15 protein-coding genes are annotated in these 22,173 nt (G+C 44.5%); 11 read left to right on the top strand and 4 right to left on the bottom strand.

Annotated features, from left to right (window positions below; genetic code table 11):
- Positions 1-84: 84 nt before the first annotated feature.
- Together AC59IL_RS34770 and AC59IL_RS34765 are read left to right on the top strand one after the other, a co-directional pair.
- Positions 85-3,240: an efflux RND transporter permease subunit gene (locus tag AC59IL_RS34770; RefSeq protein ID WP_496556861.1), complete on the top strand. Its 3,156-nt coding sequence runs from the start codon at positions 85-87 to the stop codon at positions 3,238-3,240.
- A gap of 80 nt (positions 3,241-3,320) precedes the next feature.
- The gene (locus tag AC59IL_RS34765) at positions 3,321-4,733 is read left to right on the top strand and encodes an efflux transporter outer membrane subunit (RefSeq protein WP_496556860.1); all 1,413 of its coding nucleotides are present in this window, start codon (positions 3,321-3,323) and stop codon (positions 4,731-4,733) included.
- A 187-nt stretch (positions 4,734-4,920) separates the two neighbouring features.
- Here the strand turns inward: AC59IL_RS34765 and htpG are convergent, their stop codons facing one another.
- Both htpG and AC59IL_RS34755 read right to left on the bottom strand, forming a co-directional pair.
- Positions 4,921-6,789 carry a molecular chaperone HtpG gene (gene htpG, locus AC59IL_RS34760; protein WP_496556859.1) on the bottom strand — a complete coding sequence of 623 codons (1,869 nt, stop codon included), beginning with the start codon at positions 6,787-6,789 and terminating at the stop codon, positions 4,921-4,923.
- A 262-nt stretch (positions 6,790-7,051) separates the two neighbouring features.
- The gene (locus AC59IL_RS34755) at positions 7,052-7,378 is read right to left on the bottom strand and encodes a hypothetical protein (protein WP_496556858.1); all 327 of its coding nucleotides are present in this window, start codon (positions 7,376-7,378) and stop codon (positions 7,052-7,054) included.
- 328 nt (positions 7,379-7,706) lie between these two features.
- Between AC59IL_RS34755 and AC59IL_RS34750 the strand changes: the two genes are divergently transcribed.
- The 9 genes from AC59IL_RS34750 to AC59IL_RS34710 all read left to right on the top strand — a co-directional run bounded on the left by AC59IL_RS34750 (position 7,707) and on the right by AC59IL_RS34710 (position 19,156).
- Positions 7,707-11,996 carry a T9SS type A sorting domain-containing protein gene (locus AC59IL_RS34750; RefSeq protein WP_496556857.1) on the top strand — a complete coding sequence of 1,430 codons (4,290 nt, stop codon included), beginning with the start codon at positions 7,707-7,709 and terminating at the stop codon, positions 11,994-11,996.
- 249 nt (positions 11,997-12,245) lie between these two features.
- Positions 12,246-12,599 (top strand): 30S ribosomal protein S6, encoded by a 354-nt coding sequence (gene rpsF / locus AC59IL_RS34745; RefSeq protein ID WP_496556856.1) that lies wholly within the window; start codon positions 12,246-12,248, stop codon positions 12,597-12,599.
- Position 12,600: 1 nt separating this feature from the next.
- Positions 12,601-12,867: a 30S ribosomal protein S18 gene (gene rpsR, locus AC59IL_RS34740; protein WP_205514212.1), complete on the top strand. Its 267-nt coding sequence runs from the start codon at positions 12,601-12,603 to the stop codon at positions 12,865-12,867.
- Between the two features lie 12 nt (positions 12,868-12,879).
- Positions 12,880-13,326 (top strand): 50S ribosomal protein L9, encoded by a 447-nt coding sequence (gene rplI, locus AC59IL_RS34735; protein WP_496556855.1) that lies wholly within the window; start codon positions 12,880-12,882, stop codon positions 13,324-13,326.
- Between the two features lie 392 nt (positions 13,327-13,718).
- Complete coding sequence (gene rbp / locus AC59IL_RS34730; RefSeq protein WP_496556854.1) at positions 13,719-14,081, top strand: RNA-binding regulator; 363 nt, start codon at positions 13,719-13,721, stop codon at positions 14,079-14,081.
- 535 nt (positions 14,082-14,616) lie between these two features.
- Positions 14,617-15,996, top strand: coding sequence for an HAD-IB family phosphatase (locus AC59IL_RS34725; RefSeq protein WP_496556853.1), 1,380 nt, complete (start codon positions 14,617-14,619; stop codon positions 15,994-15,996).
- A gap of 146 nt (positions 15,997-16,142) precedes the next feature.
- Positions 16,143-16,991, top strand: coding sequence for a universal stress protein (locus tag AC59IL_RS34720; protein ID WP_496556852.1), 849 nt, complete (start codon positions 16,143-16,145; stop codon positions 16,989-16,991).
- Positions 16,992-17,768: 777 nt separating this feature from the next.
- Positions 17,769-18,803: a trypsin-like serine peptidase gene (locus tag AC59IL_RS34715; RefSeq protein WP_496556851.1), complete on the top strand. Its 1,035-nt coding sequence runs from the start codon at positions 17,769-17,771 to the stop codon at positions 18,801-18,803.
- Positions 18,782-19,156: a carboxypeptidase regulatory-like domain-containing protein gene (locus AC59IL_RS34710; protein WP_496556850.1), complete on the top strand. Its 375-nt coding sequence runs from the start codon at positions 18,782-18,784 to the stop codon at positions 19,154-19,156. Before AC59IL_RS34715 ends, AC59IL_RS34710 begins: the two co-directional genes overlap by 22 nt.
- Positions 19,157-19,548: 392 nt before the next feature.
- Here the strand turns inward: AC59IL_RS34710 and AC59IL_RS34705 are convergent, their stop codons facing one another.
- The gene (locus AC59IL_RS34705) at positions 19,549-20,928 is read right to left on the bottom strand and encodes a 3-keto-disaccharide hydrolase (protein ID WP_496556849.1); all 1,380 of its coding nucleotides are present in this window, start codon (positions 20,926-20,928) and stop codon (positions 19,549-19,551) included.
- Positions 20,929-20,944: 16 nt separating this feature from the next.
- Positions 20,945-22,150, bottom strand: coding sequence for a Gfo/Idh/MocA family protein (locus AC59IL_RS34700; RefSeq protein ID WP_496556848.1), 1,206 nt, complete (start codon positions 22,148-22,150; stop codon positions 20,945-20,947).
- Between the last annotated feature and the right edge of the window lie 23 nt (positions 22,151-22,173).

Genomic DNA, 22,173 nt, shown 5'->3' with positions numbered 1-22,173 from the left:
TGTCTCTTATAGAACCGATTTTCTGACTTCAGACTCCCGACCTCAGCCTTCAGACATCAGAATACAAATTCAAATTATTCTTCCATGTTAAAAAGATTTATTGAAAGACCGGTCCTATCAACTGTAGTGTCGATCATTCTGCTTTTGTTAGGTGGGCTGTCGTTGTATACGCTGCCTGTTACCCTGTTTCCTGATATTGCACCACCCAGCGTTCAGGTAACTGCCCTCTACCCCGGTGCCAATGCCGAAGTAGTAGCGCGCTCCGTTGCCACTCCGCTGGAAGAAGCCATCAATGGTGTGGAGAATATGACCTATATGACCTCCAACTCCAGTAACGACGGCAGTATGACCCTGACCGTATATTTCAAACAGGGCACCAATCCCGATATCGCTTCTGTGAACGTGCAGAACCGCGTATCAAAAGCGATCAGCCAGGTGCCTACAGAAGTTGTTCAGGCAGGTATTTCTACACAAAAAGTACAAAACAGTATCATCATGTTCGTGGCGCTTTCGAGCGACAACAAAGAAAAATATGATGAGCTGTTCCTTGAAAATTATATCAAGATCAACCTGATACCCGGCGTGCAGCGTGTGCCTGGTGTGGGACAGGCCCTGGTATTTGGTACCAAGGATTATTCAATGCGTATCTGGCTTAAGCCCGATCGCTTATCGGCCAATAACCTGTCGCCCCAGGATGTATTGAGTGCCATCAAAGATCAAAACCTCGAAGCCGCTCCCGGACGTTTAGGACAAAACAGCCCCGAAGTATTTGAGTATGTACTGAAATACAAGGGTAAGATGAACCAGGGTGAAGAATATGAGAACATGATCATCAAGGCAAACGCCGATGGTTCAATGCTGCGTTTAAAAGATGTAGCCCGTGTTGAATTCGGATCATATACTTATTCAACCAACGCCCGGATGGATGGAACCCCTGTATCGGGCTTTGCCGTGTTTCAGACCGCAGGCTCTAATGCCAACGATATATTGACCGAAGTTGAGCGCCAGTTGAAAGATTTTGAGAAAACACTTCCGAAAGGCCTCAAAACCACTATCATGTACAACTCCAAGGAGTTCCTCGACGCCTCTATCGATCAGGTGCGGGAAACCCTGGTGATCGCCTTCGTACTGGTGTTTTTGGTAGTGTTCCTTTTCCTGCAGGACTTCCGTTCAACTTTAATTCCTGCTATAGCTGTTCCGGTGGCTATCATTGGTACCTTCTTCTTTATGCAGCTGTTTGGTTTTACCATCAACCTGCTTACCCTGTTCGCATTAGTGCTGGCAATTGGTGTGGTGGTAGATGATGCGATTGTAGTGGTGGAAGCCGTGCACTCGAAGATGGAACGAACGAACCTGTCGGCCCGGGTAGCAACCGTTCAGTCGATGAGCGAAATATCCGGCGCTATCATATCTATCACACTGGTAATGGCGGCGGTGTTCATACCTGTAGGATTTATGCAGGGCCCCGCCGGTGTGTTTTACAGACAGTTTGCCTTTACGCTGGCTATTGCCATCCTTATATCGGCCGTGAACGCGCTTACGCTGAGCCCTGCCTTATGCGCCCTGTTCCTGAAGAACCCGCATGCCGGAGAAGGTGAGCAAAGCCATAAAAAAGGATTTGTACAACGCTTCTATGCCGGCTTCAATGCAGGTTTCAATGGGATGACAGACAGGTATATACGCAGTTTGAAATTTTTAGTGCGGCGCAAATGGATCGCGCTGACCGCCCTGATAATTATCGCCGGCAGTGCATTTATCCTGATGAAAAAAGCGCCCACTGGATTTATCCCAACAGAAGATCAGGGCTTTGTACTGTTTGCAGTGAATACGCCTCCCGGTAGTTCGTTAGAGCGTACACATCAGGCAACCATCCAAATAGACAGCATCATTAAACAGGACCCTGCTTACAATCACCTGTATGTTATCGATGGCTTGAACTTCATCAGTAATGCGAATGCATCACCCTATGCAGCAGGCTTTATGCGGTTGAAGGATTATAAAGACAGAGGGGCGGTTAAAAATCCTGATCAGATAGCAGGCGGTCTTATCGGAAAGGTAAGCCAGGTAAAAGGCGCCAACGCCTTCTTCTTCAACTTCCCTACCGTACAGGGCTTTGGTAACGTGAGTGGTTTTGAATTCATGCTGCAGGACCGCACCAACGGTCCGCTCGATAAACTGGGTGGTACCGCCTGGCAATTCATCGGCGCCCTGATGCAACGGAAAGAGATCGCATTTGCCTTTACCACTTTTGCCGCAGGCAATCCACAGTATACGATTGAAGTAGATTATACAAAAGCAAAACAATTAGGTGTTTCGCTCAGTGAGCTGATGCAAACAATGCAGATCTATTACGGAAGTAGTTTTGTGACCGACTTCAACCGGTTTGGAAAATACTACCGCGTAATGGCTCAGGCCGATGTATCCTATCGTGCGGATATCAACTCTCTGGAAGGCATTTATGTTAAAAACAACCGGGGCGAAATGGTGCCGGCCAAAACGCTGGTAACGCTCAAACGGGTATACGGACCCGAAACCGTTACCCGCAACAACCTGTTCAATGCGGTTACCATCAACGGTACGCCTAAACCAGGTTACAGTACCGGTGATGCCATTAAGGCAATTGAAGAAACTGCCAAACAGGTATTGCCGAGGGGATATTCGTATGAATGGACAGGCGTAACCAGGGAAGAAATTAAAACAGGAAACCAGCAGGCCTTTATCTTTTTGCTGAGCGTATTGTTCGTTTACTTCCTGCTGGCTGCACAATATGAAAGTTATATTCTGCCACTCGCAGTTATATTAACAGTTCCTACCGGAATATTAGGGGTGTTTGCATTCATTGGCTTTGCCGGCATCGATAATAACATTTATGTGCAGATCGGTTTGATCATGCTGGTAGGTTTGCTGGCCAAGAATGCGATCCTGATTGTTGAATATGCCGTTCAGCGCCGAAGAAACGGGATGGCCCTGATCGATGCGGCACTGGAAGCATCAAGGCTCAGGCTTCGCCCCATTTTGATGACTTCATTTGCATTCATCGTGGGTTTGTTGCCATTGGTATTTACAACCGGTGCTTCTGCGCTCGGCAATCACTCCATTGGTGTGAGCGCAATTGGCGGTATGCTTACCGGTGTGTTACTCGGTATATTCATCATACCTGTTCTGTTTGTAATATTCCAATACCTGCAGGAAAAAGTAACAGGACGACCCGGTTTAAGAGAGATCAAACTAAGCGAATAAAAATAAGTACCGCGGGTCATCCGCCGACTGGCGAATGACCTGCGGTATCAAAAAGTTTAGATAACCTAAATAAAGGATAAATGCTAAGAAGAAATATCACTATTTATTCATCCCTGGTACTGATAACGCTGATGGCAGCGTGCCGCATGGGTAAAGATTACCAGCGGCCCGACGTTTCAGTTCCTGCACAGTTTGCCAACACAGCACCCTCAGATAGCAGTGTGGCAGATATGGAATGGAAAAAGTTTTTTTCCGATCCTACCCTTCAGTCATTAATAGCGCATGCATTGCAAAACAGTTTCGATATACAACTGGCCATGAAGCGGGTTGAAGAAGCCCGGGCCTATGCCAAACAGGCAAAAATAAACTGGGCGCCTTCGATTACTGCTAATGCAACAGCATCAAGCACCTTCCCTTCAAAGAACAGTTTGAACGGATTAAGTTTAAAAAACTTTCTGGGCAAAGATCATATTGAAGACTATTCATTGAATGCCGGCCTTAATTGGGAAATCGACATCTGGGGCAAACTGCGCAGGCAAAGAGAGGTTGCAGGCGCTCAGTTGCAACAATCGTACGAGTCGTCGAGAGTAGTACAAACAGCCCTCGTATCTGACATAGCCACCAGCTTTTATAATTTACTGATGCTCGATGCACAAATGGCCATCGCGCGCCGTAATGTAAGCCTGGGCGATACCATTGTTCAGATCACTACATTACAAAAACAGGCAGGTTTGGTTACCGAGCTGGCCATTCAACAGGCCGAAGCACAGCGGCAAACTGCTGCTTTACTGATTCCGACTCTTGAACAGCAGATATCCATTCAGGAAAATACCATTCATATTTTGAGCGGCGATTTACCGGGCACTATTACCCGAAATATGCAGTTGAACAATTATAAAGTATGGGATAATTTGCCTACCGGCATACCTGCTGCTATGGTAAGCCGCCGGCCCGATGTACGCGCCAATGAAATGGCACTGGTAGCAGCCAATGCAAGAATTGGTGTGGCGGAGGCCAGCATGTATCCCACTTTAAGCATTACAGCCAGTGGCGGGTTAAATGCCTTTAAGGCAAGCGAATGGTTCAGTATGCCGGCATCGCTGTTTGCAACAGGCGCTGCAGGCCTTGCTCAGCCCATCTTTCAGCGTCGGGCTTTAAAAACCCAGCTCGAAGTGGCCAAAGTGCAACGCGACGAAGCAGCGATCACCTTCCGTCAGTCGGCTATCACTGCCATTGGCGAAGTAAGCAATGCCCTGGTAAAATTAGATAAGTTGAAATCGCAAAACGAAATCAGCAATAACCAGGTAACTACGTTACAAGGGGCCATTCGCAATGCCGAATTGTTATTTAAAAGCGGCCTGGCTACTTACCTCGAAGTGATCACTGCCCAAAGCAATTTATTGCAGGCCGAATTAAACCTCAGCAGCATTGAACGCGATCAGTTAAACGCTATGGTAGAACTGTACCGTACGCTCGGAGGAGGCTGGAAGTAAGAAATAAATATTGAATAATAAATGTTGAATGTCGAATGTCGAAGTGGCTTTTACTTCGATATTCGACATTTTTCATTCAACATTTGATATTATGAATTTTAGAATAATAAAGAAGAATGTCGAATGCTGAAGTGGTTTTCACTTCTACATTCGACATTTAACATTCGATATTCGATATTATTGAGAGTTACGCTTCCACAATAATGCTGCTCTTCTTCCCTCCCATCAGCTCAACACTGCGGTTAATGAAACTGGTAAGGTTATTTCCTTTCAGCAATCCCTGCGATAACAAAGCCAGATCGGCCAGGTTGTGCACTATTTTTTCCTGTTTTTGGTTATCGCCTTCCTGCAGCACCTGCTGGTAAATGGGGTGATTGCCGTTTACGGTTAATGTTACTTCGTCGGGCATATTGGCGTAAAAACTTCCCATAGGACCGCTTACGGCCGCCATATCTTTCATTCTACGCATAAATTCAGGGCGTGTGGCAACTACGGGTGGTGTTTCGGGGCTCAATCCTTTCACTTCTACCGTCATGTTAAGACCCGGCATATTGATATCGAACAACCCCTTCAGTTTTGCTTCATCATCCTTGCTTAATACGCTGTCGGCATTTTCCTGTTTATCGATCAGGTTATCGGCAATATCAGCATCAACACGGTTAAAGTGTACATCGTTCCACTTAGCTTCCATCTGGTTAATGAACGACGGATCTATCATGGTATCCAGCTTTATCACCACATATCCTTTGGCTTCGGCACCTTTTATATAAGCATCCTGCTGAATCATGTCGGTAGTATACAGTATTACCAGTTTGCCTTCTTTATTCTTTTGCAAAGCTTCTGTGGCAGTGCGGTATTCTTCCAGCGTATAAAACTTCTTTTCCGCGGCCGACTCAAACAAATGAAACTTAGCTGCCCTTTCCATAAACTTATCATCCGTCATCATACCATACTTCACAAACAAACCAAGACTATCCCATTTTTCTTCAAACGCCGATCTTTCTTTATTGAAGAGCTCTTCGAGCTTATCGGCTACTTTTTTGGTAATATGGTTGTTGATCTTTTTTACATTGGGATCGCCCTGCAGGTAGCTGCGGCTTACATTCAGCGGAATATCGGGGCTATCGATCACACCGTGCAAAAGCATCAGAAACTCAGGCACTATATCTTTCACTTCATCGGTAACAAAAACCTGGTTGCTGTACAATTGAATTTTGTCCTTTTGTATTTCGTAGCTCTGTTTGATTTTTGGGAAATACAAAATACCGGTAAGGTTAAACGGATAATCCACATTCAGGTGTATCCAGAACAGAGGTGGTTCGTTATACGGATACAGTTCTTTATAAAAATTCTGATAATCTTCGACAGTTAAATCGGCAGGTTTCTTTTTCCAGGCAGGCTGCGTATTGTTTATGGGCGCTGCGTCTTTGTCTTCCTCTTTATGTTTGAAATAAATGGGAATGGGCAAAAAGCGACAGAACCGATTCAGTATACCACGAATGCGTTCTGCATCGAGAAACTCGGCGCTTTCTTCGTTTATATACAACACCACATCGGTTCCACGATCGGCTTTTTCGGTTTCTTCGAGCATATATTCCGGGCTGCCATCGCATTCCCAGCGAACAGCCGGTGCATCTTCTTTAAAGCTTTTGGAAAACACTTCTACTTTATCGCTCACCATAAAGGCCGAATAAAAACCCAGACCGAATTTTCCGATAATGGCGTTTTCATTTTGTCCTTTATACTTCTTCACAAATTCTTCGGCGCCGCTGAATGCCACCTGGTTCAGGTATTTTTCTACTTCGGCGGCCGACATGCCAATACCTCTGTCAGAAATGGTAATGGTCTTTTTTTCTTCATCCAGCTTTACCTCAATAAACAGGTCGCCAAATTCGCCTTTGGCTTCCCCTATCGAAGAAAGGGTTTTGAGTTTTTGCGAAGCGTCAACAGCATTACTGATCAGCTCACGCAAAAAGATATCGTGATCGCTATATAAAAACTTTTTAATGATCGGAAAGATATTCTCCGTTTGTACCTGTATAGTTCCCTTTTGCATATGTGTCTTTATTTTGGCAGTTAATAGTATTTTATTAGGCTGAACGCTGAATGCCTAACGCTAAACGCTTAAATCCCCGGTATTGGGAGTTATGCATTTTGCGTTGCGCGTTTGGCGTAAGCTACCAAAGAAAATGCCACGGACAAGGACTGGCGCGAAATCGGCAAAATTGTCAGGAACCGGGAGTTATAAGGCAGGAAAAAGGCTACAAGTGTATGCTGGCGCTATAAAAACCGGCGTTTGAAGTATGTTACTTTAACGATTACCCGTGCTGTGCAATCCGGCATAAACCATACAATAACCGGATTATTATAAGTAAATAAAAAATCCATGTCCATTTAAATCCTGTGCCTGAAGAAGGAGGATGAGGAGTTTGTGGTACAGTTGCAGGTCGCGCAACAGGGGGCAGCTGCCGGCGCTGGTTTGTTTGATGAGGATCAATGCCTCTTTCCCTTAAAATGGCCTCAGCTGCAGCAATGGTTTCCGGTGAATGATTGTTTTTTTCTGTAGTAACTATTTTGATCAGGTATTCTGAAGTATAGCTACGATACCGGTCTTTAAACTCATTTCCAACATTAAATAAGGGCATAGAGAAAGGGTTTTGTTGCAGAACAGGAGCCGCCAAAATACTAATAAGTGGCTGAAACAGGAAGTAACATGTCGGGAAAACGTGAATAAATAGCTTTAGTTAACCCACCCCAAAAGCCCCCCTTGAATCGATTTTCTTTTTATATTACAGTTTCCAAAAAATCCGGAAATTTTAGTTTAAGCGTAACCCGTAACGTTTACATAACAGTAGCCGGTTACCTTTGAACCCGTCAAAAATCCCCTGAAAATCCTTTACTGGTATTACCCGCTTGCCCCAATACCCTTGAATAAACCGGATAAACTTAATTCCAACCAAATTAAAAAACACAATGAGAAAATTGTACCTGCTCGTAGTGGGTGTACTTCTTTTTACATGCCCCCGCATTTATTCCCAGGTTACCCTTACCGGAACCAGTTACACAGAAACATTTGACAATATTGGCAGCGGTTTACCTACCGGCTGGACGGTTAGAACCGGCGCCACTGCCAGCGCACTCGGAACCACAGCTACCCTTACCACAGCAGCTACCGCCTGGAATAATACATCTGGTGCGTTTAAAAATTTTGCATCTGCCGATGGTTTAACTTCAGGGAGTTCTACAACCGCACAAAGTGCAAGTGCCGACAGAGCACTGGGTGTTCGTCAAACGGGAACTTTTGGCGATCCAAGCGGAGGAGCAGCGTTTGTATTACAAATCAATAATACCACTGATATATCAGGGCTTACGCTGAGTTTTAAACTGCAGTCGCTCGATATAGGCTCACCCCGACAAACTACCTGGCTGGTTGACTATGGTACAGGCTCTACCCCTTCCAGCTTTACTTCGATTGCTGCTACGGGAACTTTGACAACAGGAAGCTCAACATTTACAAATAATACCATTACTGTAAATTTTGGTTCGGCCTTAGACAACCTGAGCGGACCTGTGTGGATCAGAATTGCTACCTTAACCGGCTCTACCGGTACAGGAAACAGGCCCTCAACCGGTATTGATGATTTTCAGTTAAACTATACCAATAACGGAAGTGCAACCACTACCGTTTCTGCTGCTGCCGGTTCAAACCTGGCAGAACCTTCTACCAGCGGAAATTTTACCGTTTCACTTTCTTCAGTTTCAGCTTCTCCCATCACTGTTACTTATGATTTCACTGGTAGTACAGCTACCCTGAACAGCGACTTTACCGATGCCGGCGGCGGTTCTATTACAATACCGGCTAATACATTATCTGCTACCATACCTATAGGCATACTCGATGATGCGTTGGTTGAAGGCAAGGAAACAATAGTACTTAATCTTACAGGCGCTACAACACCGTACACCATTTCCGGTGCAACAGCCTCTATCATCATAACATCTGAAGATTTTGACAAGATCAGTTTCATCGGTTCTTATTCGCAGGATTTTGACGGATTAACCAGTTCAGGTAAGTCGACAGTTACACCCACCGGCTGGTTATTTTCAGAAACAGGGAATAATGCAGATGATACCTTAATTGCCAGTGATGGCACTTCAAATTCAGGCAATACCTATAGTTTCGGCACCAATAGCGACAGGGCATTCGGAATGCTACGCTCATCAAACCTAATTCCTGTTATCGGCTCCTTCTTTGTTAATAACACCGGTGCTACCGTTGCCTCATTAACCATTACCTATACCGGTGAACAATGGCGCCAGGGAGCAATAAACAGACAAGATAAAATGGATTTTCAGTACAGTACAAATGCTACCAACCTTAGCAGTGGTACCTGGACGGATGTGAACGGCCTTGACTTTCTCGCTCCCAACGATGGTGCTACTGTAAGTGCTTTTGATGGCAATCTTGCAGCCAATCGCGTTACCTATACCTATACTTTAAACGGACTTTCAATACCAAACGGTTCTACATTTGCGATTCGCTGGACCGATTACGATGTTACCGGTGCTGAAGACGGTTTAGGCGTTGATGATTTTACCATGACGCTTGGCTGCACACCGCCCACCAACCAGCCAACCGCATTGGTGCTTACCCCATCGCTGCAATCGATCGATGGCAGCTTTACGGCGGCCAATCCGGGTACAACCGCTGCCGATAATTACCTCATATTGTTGTCAACATCGGCTTCGCTTACCGATATGCCGGCAAGCGGAACCGTATATGCCATAGACGATGTAATAGGCAATGCCAAAGTGGTTTCTATCAGCGGCACCACGTTTACCGCATCAGGTCTTACGCCTTCTGCCACTTATTATTTCTATGTGTTCAGCACCGGCGGTTCCACCTGCTATAATATCATTTCGCCACTCACAGGTAATGTGGCCACTACAGCGCCGCCTGTATGTACACCACCAACAACTCAGGCAACCAACCTTGCTGCCGCCAATATTACCGGCACATCGATGGACCTGTCGTGGGACCGTGGTAACGGCAACAATGTATTAGTGATCGCGCATAGCGGCACTGCGGTAGATGCTGTTATTTACAACAGCCTGGCTTACGCGCAGGGCGATACGATCGGCACAGGAAATATTGTAATCTACAACGGGCCAGCTAACTCTTTTTCTTATACACTTCTCAGTCAGAATACCACTTATTATTTTGCCCTGTACGAGTACAACAGTGCTGACAATTGTTACCTAACTCCTGCTTTAACCGGTAATTTCACAACGCTGTGTACCGACCCGCAAAATGTTACTTCATTAAACGGAGCAGCCGGCAATGCACAGGCTGCCATATCGTGGACGCTTCCCGGATCAGCCTGTTTTGATGAAATTATTGTAGTGGCTTCTACCGCTTCGATCACCAATCCCGGAAGCACGTATTCTTCACCGGCCGATGCCCTTTACACAAGCGGCGAGCAGGTAGTATATCGCGGTACAGGAACAACAGTTGCTGTAACCGGTTTGGCCAACAGCACCACCTATTATTTCAAAGTGTTTACCCGTAAGGGAAGCAGCTATTCAACAGGTGTACAAATTACGGTTATCCCATACGACCCCAGCTCGGGCTATTATTACATGTATGGTAACCTTCATGCGCACTCATCGTATTCAGACGGCAACAAAGCTGATGTAACCAAAACACCTGCCGACGATTTTGCTTTTGCACGCGATGCCCTGTGTATGGATTTCCTGGGCATATCGGAACATAACCACTCAGGTGCCGGCATGAGTTATCCTGATTTCTTAACCGGTTATAACCAGGCCAATTCGCTGAATGGTGTGGCCGTAGGCGGCAACAGCATTGTTACCCTTTGGGGTATGGAATGGGGCGTAATATCGGGCGGCGGCCACGTGCTGGTATACGGATTTAATGATAAACTGATTGGATGGGAAAGTGGCAATTACGACATATTTGTGGCAAAGAACGATTATGCCTCATTATGGACCACCGTAAACGGTCAAAGCGGCGCCTTTGCCACTCTGGCGCACCCCAATACAACCGACTATACCAACCTTGCATCGTCATATAATGCTACTGCCGATGCGGCCATTGTGGGCCAGGCAGTTGAAAGCGGCCCCGCGTTTTCTGAGTCAACAACCTATAACGACTTCCCTTCATCATTAGGTTATTTGTCGTACTACCGTACCATGTTGTCGAAAGGATACAAACTGGCTCCGCAAATGGACCAGGATAACCATTACATGACCTTTGGTACAGCCAACTCAAACCGCATGGTGGTATTGAGCTCGAGCCGCACCCGCGAAGGATTAATGGAAGCGATCAGGTCGATGCGCTATTATGCTTCGCAGGACTGTAACATACGGGTTGACTTTAATAATGGCAGCAGCCACCCAATGGGCAGCCAGGTAACCAATGCCGGCGTGCCCACATTGTCGATGACCATTAGCGACCCCGATGGCGAAAGCGTAACCAGCATCGAACTGTGGGGCGCCGAAGTGGGCGGATCAGTTCCTTCCTCGGCCCTGAAAACAACCACCGGCACCAATTTAACTACATTCAGTTTCACAGTGGGCGATGCAAATAACACCCAGCCCAATAACAGCACCTGGTATTATTATGCAGTAATTACACAGGAAGATGGCAACAAAGTGGTAACTGCCCCCATATGGTATGCACGTAATGACGCAGCGCTGCCGGTAACATTGACCAGCTTCACAGGCTCATACGACCGCACCGCCAATAAAGTATATCTTACCTGGACAACCGCCCAGGAATTTAACAGCAAAGAATTTGTTGTGGAAAGAAGCACTGATGGCGGACGTACCTACGCTACTATCGGGAAAGTAGCCGCGGCAGGTTATTCAAACCATGCTACTGCTTATGCATTTACCGATGCGCAACCAGCTTATGGTACTAATTATTATCGCCTGAAACAGGTAGATTTTGACGATAAAAGCGAGCTTTCGGGCATTGTGAAAATAGTTACCGATAACGCAGGGGGCTTTACGGCAGGACCTAACCCCGCCCGCAGCACCGTAAACGTTTACCGCCTGAACAATACCGAGCCGGCACGCATTGAAATGATGGATATAAACGGTAAGCTGTTAAAGCAGCTGACCATGCCGGGCACTGCCTCAAAAACCACCATTAATGTAACCGGTTTGATGAAAGGCATCTATTTATTAAAGCTTACCACCTCAAAAGCAATTCAAACAGAAAAAATTATGGTAGAATAGAAGATTATTCAGTTACTTCGAAAAACCCTCAGTTTGTTAAAGACTGAGGGTTTTTGCTTCTACAACAATCTAATTTTCAACATATTACTACCTTATCCTTTGGGATTCCGATTTCTGACTTCCGACTTCTGACTTCAAATTTCTGACTTCTGGCGTCTGACTTCTGACTTCCGTTTTCAAATCTGCCTTATTTGATGTACTTTTGCAACCCATTTTAAAAATTATTAATTAACCAACAAACAGGGATCAATGAACAATTACGAATTGATGGTGATTTTTACCCCTGTGCTTTCTGACGACGATTTCAAAGTTGCTCAGAAAAAATACACCGCTTTTATCAAAAGTTTAGGCGGTGAAATTGTGCACGAAAATCCCTGGGGATTAAAATCACTGGCGTATCCGATCCAGAAAAAGACCACTGGTCTGTACTGGGTAATGGAATACAAAGCGCCATCCACCTTCAATGAGCAATTGAAAATTCAATTGCTTCGTGACGAGCACGTTCTTCGTCACATGTTCACTGTACTCGATAAATACGCCGTCGAGTATAATGGAAAAAAGAGAAGTGGTGTACCTACAGGAACCGAAAAAGTAGAGTTATAGTATGGCAAAAGCAAATGAAATTAAGTACCTGACCGCCATTAAAACCGAAAAGCCGCGCAAGAAATTCTGCCGCTTTAAGAAATATGGCATCAAGTACGTAGACTACAAAGACGCTGAGTTCCTGAAAAAATTTCTGAACGAGCAAGGTAAATTATTGCCCCGCCGCATTACCGGTAACTCATTAAAGTACCAGCGTAAAGTAGCGCAGGCCGTAAAAAAAGCCCGTCAGATGGCACTATTGCCGTACGTAACTGACCTTTTAAAGTAGGAGGACATCACCATGGATATAATACTGATACAAGACGTAGACAACCTGGGTGCTGCCAATGAGGTAGTTAAAGTACGCAATGGCTATGCACGTAACTTTCTTATTCCCCGCAAATTCGCAGTAGAAGCCAGTCCTTCGAACCTGAAACAGCTCGAGGAAAAAAGAAAGCAGATCGAAAAGAAAGAAAAGAAAATGCTGTCTGCTATCAATGAAGTAATTGCCAAACTGAAAGAAGGCGCCCTGAAAATCGGAGCAAAATCCGGTACCAGCGGTAAAATCTTCGGTAGCGTTACCTCATTACAGCTCAGCCGCGCTATCCGCGAACAAAAAGGATATGAAATCGATCGTAAGAAAATTTCTATTCCTGATGAAGTAAAAGAACTGGGTTCTTATAAAGCTACTATCGACTTCGGCAGCGGTCATTCGACCGAGTTGGAATTTGAAGTGGTGCCCGAGTAACCGGTTCGCACAAATAAATGTGAAAAAGCCCTTCTGCTGTTTGGCAGCAAGGGCTTTTTCGTTATTTTACCGCCCGGATATGAAAATATTTTACATATCCCTTCGCCAGCCTTTTTGATACTTTTTGTTAGGATACTCAGCACAAATACACTTACCACCCTGTAGGTAATTGTCTTAAATCAAGATCGTATTTTCTGCAAACCCGCGCCCGCGGTGTTTGAGAGAATATTTTTTTTATTGTAGAAATTAAATTATTTCTCCTATCTTCATGTTTAGATTAATGTCTTAGTTCTCATGTTCTGCAGTGTCTTACCTGTTTTTCGGTTTCCTCAGTTCATTGTAGCAACTATTGCCATTATCCTTTTTTTCAGAACACTAAAATTTTCGTTACAATGAACATTTACGTAGGGAACCTCTCCTGGCAAATGACCGATGAGGATTTGAGAACCCTTTTTGAACAGTATGGATCTGTTACATCTGCAAAGATCGTTAAAGACAAAACCAGCGGACGTAGCAAAGGTTTTGGATTCGTTGAAATGCCTGAGGACAGCGAAGCACAAAATGCGCTGACCAGCCTGTATGAATCTGAAGTACTGGGCAGAAAGATTATCGTTAACGAAGCTCAACCAAAACCACAAGGTGGCGGCGGCGGCGGATTCAAAAAACGCAGCTTCGGTGGCGGCGGCGGCGGCGGTGGCTACAAAAAAGGTGGCTACAATCGTGGCGGCGGCGGCGGTTACAACCGGGATTATTAAAAAAATCAAACGCCTTAATATCACAATCCTTCCGGCATCCGGAAGGATTTTTTATTGCCCCTACCCGAAGTAATACCAACCTTCGATTATATAAAGATTGGCAGCATGTACAGGCTAAGCCGGTAGCAGATCCCCGCACAATAATGTTTTAATGTTTATATTGTTGTTAAACTGAGGTACTACTATCGCCGCCTCTTGTGTCACTCACTTCAACTTTCAGAACAAAACTGAGCAATTCGACAAACCGCATTACTGCCCACTGCCTATTAACTACTGCCTTTTATTTAATTTTCTTTTAATAGCGATTTAACCCTCAATCAACATTTACTCGTGATCTTCATTGCAGGGAAACAGAGGTTGTAAAACATATGAAATTTTTTTTCAACATATAGAAGAAAATACAGCGTATACACACTACAGGCACAGCTTTTGCCTAATCAAAATGGAGCTTTGGAAGAGAACCGTAAACAGGCACTATTGTTCATATTTTTCCCCAATCCTTTTAACTCACCGTTGAAATATAAACCGCAGAAGTATGCTAACTGTAATCATTCCTGTGTTAAATGAAGAGAAGACGATAGGCAATGTTGTTCGATTTTGTCAGCAGTTTCCCGAGGTAACGGAAATCATTGTAGTAGATGATAAATCAGACGACGATACTATCAAAGTAGCTGAAGCGGCCGGGGCTAAAGTGATCGTAAGCCAGGTACGCGGTAAAGGCATTTCCATGAAAGATGGCATTGCCCATACTACCAATGAACTGATCATATTTTTAGACGGTGATATTGATCCGTATCCCGAAGGAACCATAACCAATCTGGCGGCTCCCCTGGTGGCCGATGAAGCTGATTTTGTAAAAGGCAGCTTCGCCCGCAATGCCGGCCGCGTTACCGAACTGGTAGCCAAACCACTGCTGAATATTTTCTATCCCGGCCTTTCGCATTTTTCACAACCCTTAAGCGGCATGATCGCCGGGAAAAAATCATATTTCAAAAAGATCGATTTCTTTAACGACTATGGTGTTGATATAGGCATTTTGATAGATATGTACCTGATGAAAGCACGCGTAACAGAAGTGAACATCGGTTATATCGAAAATAAAAGCAAACCCTGGCAGGCCCTGGGTAAAATGAGTAAGGAAGTATCACGCGCCATTATCAGCAAAGCCCAGCTTCAGCATGCCGAAGAGATCAGTGAAGAAGAAATACATTCGCTCGAAGCCATTAACCGCGAAATGAATAAAACCCTGCGCGAGAAATTATCGGGCTTTCATAAAATGGCCATTTTCGATATGGATGATACCATACTGCAGGGCCGGTTTATCGATGAGTGTGCCATCGCCTTTAAATTCACGGCAAAGCTCGAAGATCTGCGCGCCCGTGAAAAAGATCCGATCATTTTGACCAAGCGCATTGGCATGTTTTTAAAAGGCCGCACCATGGATGAGCTGCTGAACGTAGCCAGCCATATCGAAATGGTAAGCGACATTAAAGATGTAGTGAAAGAATTAAAAAACCGTGGATATATCATTGGTATCATTAGTAATAGTTATACGCTGATCACCAATTTTGTTCGACAAAAAATAGGAGCCGATTTTTCCTATGCCAATCAGTTAGAGTTCTTTGAAGGAAAAGTTACAGGTGAAGTGAATCTGCCTTCGTATTTTTTTGGATCACCTGATAGTGTGTGCGGGCATTCGTATTGTAAAACCAATGCGCTTCAATATGCCTGCGAAAAATACAATGTGCCTCTGAAAAGCTGTATAGTGGTGGGCGATAGCCGCGACGACCGCTGTATGGTAGGGCACGCAGGTACAGGCGTTGCTTTTTGTACAAAAGATGAGTTGCTTGAAACCATTGCAAGCAAAAACATTCGTGAAAATAGTTTTCAGTTGTTGCTGTCGCTGGCCTCCTGAGTATACTGAGCGTAGTCGAAGTATCGGGAAGGGGGATCCTGAGCGAAGTCAAAGGTTCAAAGGATGCAAAGATTGGTCCTTCAACTTCGCTCAGGATGCGCCGGCGTAAACCATTTATTAATCAGTAAACCTAAAAAAGAACGTCTATGCCAGGAAAATTATACAACATTCTGGTGCCGGTAGACTTCTCCGGCCGAAGCAAATGGGCTATCTCAAAGGCTATTGAACTGGCTAATAATTTCCAGTGCAATATTCACCTGGTACACGTGGTTTCAAAAAACCTGCTGCCCCTGGTGCCCGTTGATGCAAGTATGCTGTTGCCTTACGACATCACCGCCGACCTGAACAATGCGCGTAAGAAACTCGAAATCCTGAAAGAAACTTACCGACATCATTTGTGCGGCGAAGGCAAAATAGAGATCAGTTTGTTACAGGGCCGCCCCAGCCAACAACTGGTAAAATATATCGAACAATACGATATGGACCTGGTAGTGGTAGGCCTGTCGAAATTCAATCTCGTTCACCGGATATTATCTTCGGTTTCTATCAGTCAGCTGGCCCGTAAAACCAATGTGCCGGCACTTGCCATCCGTTCAAGCGGACTGGTAAGTCATTTTAAGAAAATCGTTCTGCCGCTTACGAACGGTGTACCGGTTCACCGTATTAAACTGGCCACTATGCTGGCCCGTACCTTTCAAAGCACGGTATACCTGGTAAGCTTACGTAAAGACGATAATGCAGCAGAAATTGTTTTAAATAAAACGCTCGAAGTAATACAAAGTCTCAGCACTATACCTGTACAGTGCTTTTTACTCGAAGGAAAAAACCTGGCCAAAAGCACACTCGAATTTTCGAAGCGTATCAATGCCGATTTGATCATGGCCAACCCGCTTAAAGAATTTCATATGCCAGGTTGGTGGAACCGTATTACCCGCAAGTTATTATCATACGGTTCAAGAATACCGGTTATTACTGTAGATAAGAATAAAGAATAACAAACAGATTTTCCACTCCTCCTGATATTCGTTTTGTTTTTTAGGTAATGAAAAAATCCCCCCGATGCATCGGGGGGATTTTTCGTTTTATGTGTACCATTCACAATCATTGAGGCAACATTATTCTCTTAAACTTTTTGCCGAAATATGCAGCTTGCTTAACAAAAATCAATTGTTCAACATCAGATATTATCGTGTATTAGTAACGTTTATATTATTATGTATACAATCAAATGATTTCATTCCCGTTAGCGATATTTATTTTAAGATTTACTTTATTTATGTACTTTCTACCTGTTATTTTTTATCCTGTGTATACAAAATTATTTTATATTAAATCAGGTAGAATATAAAATTAACTCTATACCTTTAAACACGAAGTGGAGGGGTTAGTAGCAAAATGTAATTATAAGTTTTAGAAAACCATAACTGTCCAAAGTGTTGATTTCTCCTCACAGAAGGCCTGTGAGGGCTGAACAAGAGGTAATACCTCCCCCCACGTTATCCGAAATACTCCGTAGCGTAAAACACACTCTCTCTTTTCAAATTTCGGGTAATGGAAACAGTTAAATCACTGCACCTCTTATAAAAAATCATCCTCCGTTCCCGATATGGTTTTTTGGTTCATACGTAATGAAAGGCTCACATGCTTAATTAATGGCTTTGTATTACAAACATCTGTACAAAACTGTAAGGGTGTTTATTTGCATGGAAAGTATTGATACTGCTATGCCCTGTCTGCTTCTGCACTCATTACAAAACCAAAAAAACGAATTTATGAAGCCAAAATCTTTCTCTGAAACAATGCGGCCTCCAAAAAATGGTAACGACAAAGATCCATTGGTAGCTACAGCTTCTAATCCCAGCAGGATTGAAACGGTGCCAGGGCAATCATCATTTCAGCGATCGGAAGCTCAAACCGAAACTCAGATTGAGCAGGTGGAAGGTTTTAAAATTACCAGACCAGGAGAAGCCGACAGAGAGGTATACAACAAATTAAAAACAGAAGCCGCAACGGAGTATGCTGAAAGTCTGGAAGAAGCCGGGACAGAAGTAATAGAGGAGGAAGGTGAAGCTGTATTTACCCGCGACGCTTTTTTCGCCAGTTATCCCGAGTTATTTGAAAAAAGCATTTCTGAAGTAATCATAGGAGAAGATGACCGGGCTCCTATCTCCCCTACTAAAGCCTTCCCATGGAAAGCAGTTTGTGCTTTACGCATCACCGCACAGGACAATTCCAAATGGATCGGAACAGGATTCCTGGTAGCTCCCCGCACGGTTATTACAGCGGGTCACTGTGTTTATTTGCATGCTCATGGTGGCTGGCCGAAAAGCATAGAAGTAATTCCTGGCCTGGATGGAACGCAGCGGCCTTATGGCTCCGGCGTTGGCACCCAGTTCAGAAGTGTAGTAGGCTGGGTAAATGATAAAAAAAGGGAGTATGATTACGGATGCATCATTCTTCCCGCCAACAGCAGGCTGGGCGATAAAACCGGTATATTTGGATTTACTGTAAAAGACAATCCATATCTGCTCAGTGCATTCCTCAATTTGTCGGGTTATCCGGGCGATAAAGGCGGTAACGAACAATGGTTCATGGCGCGCCAGGCCAAATCAGTTGCTCCGCGGGTAATTTATTATGAAATAGATACTATGGGAGGCCAAAGCGGCTCACCGGTTTGGATAAATGTTAGCGGTAATCGGTATGCAGTAGGCATTCATACCAACGGATTAGTATCCGGCAATTCAGCCACAAGAATTGTAATGCCGGTATTCAATAATATCCAGGCATGGAAAAATTTAGGCATGTAATTGAAAAAAGCAGGAATGGATGGCTGGTGCTTACCATTATCCTTTCCTGCTTTCTTGTTTTATACTGGATTATTAAATACAACAATTATAACATGACAACTACTACCAAAAGTGTAAAGGGGGTATTGTACAAAGCAGCCACAGGTCAACCGGTAGAGGGGGCCATGGTAATGATTGCCGAAGGAACCTACGAACACCAGGATATAGCGGCACAATCTGATGCGCAGGGCAGTTTTTACCTACCCGAAATTAAGGTGCCCGGAACCTATACCCTGCTGATCAATTACAACGACCAGTCGCGAAGAATTACCGTAAACATTACCAGCGACAGTGTATTAAGAATACCGCTGTAAAATATACACTTATTAACAGTCAGAAGGCCGGCCTTCGCCTTTGACTTTGATCCCTTCAAATAATCCAATAGATATAAAACTATTGGCAAACAGGTACTTGTCGCTCCTGTAAGCGGCCGCAGCATCGTAAACTCCCTATATTTAGCTATTTTTTACTACTGGTATTTATTTATTGGTGCAAAAACTTTGTGCCTGTTTGTTCTTTAATTGATTATTAATTCGCAACTTTGCAGTAGGATAAGGTTTAATGGTTAATGGTATTTGATTAGTGTAGGGTCGCCTGTAAAAAGGCGACCTTTTTTTTAATAATGCTTAACGGCAACTCCCTTAAATAAACAACCCTGGCGAACGCATGCTGCCAGGGTGTTCAATAAGCTTGTATCGCTTTTATCTTACTTCAGTACCTTTATTTTTATACTCCGGTAACTCACCTCATTTCCGTGGTCCTGTATCAGCAGATGCCCTTTTGGCGCTTCGCCAAAGTCTTTCCAAACTTTATACTTACTCAAAGCCACCAGCTCGCGAAAGGCGGCCGAGCCCCTGTCGTATTCAAGTACTTTTACGCCATTCAGGTAATGCACCACATGGTTGTTGGGAAACACCACTACCCTACCGGTATTCCATTGACCGGGCTGATGTATGAACCGTTTTTGTTTATCGGCCTTTATTAAATCGTATAAAGAAGCCAGGGTACGGTTGCCATCGCGGCCCAGTTTGGCATCGGGATGCAGGGTATCATCCAGCACCTGGTATTCGAGGCCAATTGCCGAACCGGCATTTTTTTCAGTAAGCGTTACAAAATATTTTACACCGCTGTTGGCGCCGGGAGTGAATTTAAAATCGAACGACAGATCGAACGCGCTGTACTGGTCTTTGGTTACAATATCGCCGCCGTTGGTAGATTCAGCGCCGTTCGACGACAGCACCCTCAATATGCCATCTTTAATTTCCCATCCTTTATCAGGGAAGGTTGTTTTATAGGCGCCCACCCATCCATTGCTGGTTTGGCCATCAAATAATAATTTCCAGCCATCTTTCTTTTCATAATCCGACAGGTTATTGGGAATAAAATTGGCTACATAAATTCCGTTGGCAAAAGGGGCCGGTTTTATGCCCGATGTTTTAATGCGTATGTTGCGCCAGTATATTTTTTCACCGGCCAGCTCGGGTTTAGGGATGGCATGCACCTGCAGGGCTATGAATCCTTTTTTGTCGACCGTATCAATTACATAGGCCGCGGCTTTACCATTGATCCAGGTTTTTATATTGTTGCCAATACATTCAATACGCACTTTGTTATACTGGCCGGTTTTGAATGCATCCTGAGCGCCGGGGTTTAACGATAAAGGATATAACCATTCGCGACGTGCCTCATCATAAACACCACCTGTCCAGCGCCGTTGTGAGGGGTCAAGTTCATACTGATACCCATATACGCGGCCCTTTCCTCCCCTTCCATTGTCTCTATCGGGGCTATAATGACTTCTGAACTGAATGCCTGAATTGGAAGTGGTATCTTCTATTTTTACTTCCAGCTCCAGCACAAAATCGCCGTACTCCTGATCAGTAACCAAAAAAGTGTTGGGCGAATTAGGTACGGTAATACCAACAATGGCCCCGTCTTCTATTTTATAATCGGCTGTACCGGTAATTTTATTCCAGCCGTTAAGCGTTTTACCGTCGAACAAATTAACCCAGCCGCCATTTGATTGTGCCGTGGCAACTGATGCTGCAACCATCAACAGCAAAAGAATACAGGAATTTTTTTTCATATGTCAGTATAATAGTTTACGAAAAGTTATAAACGGGTTTCCACTTTTCAATGGTGTGATCAAATATGGCTTTATTGGCCAGATGCACACAAATGGCTGCTGTAGCGCCTGTGATGATATTAGATGCGGGCATCTTTTTTTCGGTAATGCATTGATGAAACTCCTGCAAAGCATACCAGGTGCCGTCTTTCATCGGTTCTTTTATAATAGGAATGCCGCCTTCTTTATTCCATTCAATTTTGGTAGCGCCTGTAACGCCATCAACCGTTTCCAGTTCTTTTTTCGTAGCAGGTTCGGGATAAAAAACACCATCGTGCATCAGCAAATGCACCGCGCCTTTTGTTCCTTTTATTTTGAAAATATAACCGTCGTGCGCATTTCCACAGGTGGCCCCGAAATTGCCGATCATGTTTTCTTTCGCGTAGCGCAAAATCACCTGTACATTATCGTAAGTATCGCGGCCGTCTTTGTAAAAGTCTATACCACCGGTGCCAAGCACTTCATCGGGATGGGTGTTGAAGGCCCAGTTGATAAAATCCATCTGGTGCGAAAGCAGTTCGGCCGGCAACCCGCCTGAATATTCTTTATACATCCGCCAGTTGATCTGTTTGTCGGTATAACCCGGCGGTACCGGTCGACGCCAGTTCCAGTTACGGTCCCAGCGGCAATCGATCTGCACTATCTTTCCCAGGTATCCCTTATCGATCATTTCCTTTACCTTAAAGTATAATGGGGTGCTGCGGTACTGATGCCCTATCTGAACAACCTGGTTCGGTTTCGCCTTTGCCAGCTTTACGAGGTCAATAGCCTGTTCAGTGTTATAGGTCATGGCTTTTTCGAGGTACACATGTTTACCGGCCGCCAATGCATCTTTTGCAATATGATAATGTTCGCTCAAAGGGGTGGCAATTACAACCGCCTGAATGCTTTTATCATCGAGCAGCTTACGGTAATCCTTATACACTTTGGCATTTGCTGCGGGGATTATTTTCTGTGCATTTTCAATTCTGAAATCAAGCACATCGCAAATGGCCGAAATGGTAAACCGGTCGGTAAGCTCATTCATGATATTCATAATACCGGTACCGCGATCGCCGCATCCTATGATGCCAATGGATGTTTTTGCATCGGCCGGCGTATTGAATGCATGCAGCCACTGATTTTGTAATAATAAACCACCGGCCAATAATGAAGATTGTTTAATAAATTTTCGTCTGCTCATATAGCAATAGGATCAAATATTTT

This window comes from Niastella sp. sgz303648, from assembly GCF_059587045.1.
This window is presented reverse-complemented; position numbering and strand designations above follow the sequence as displayed.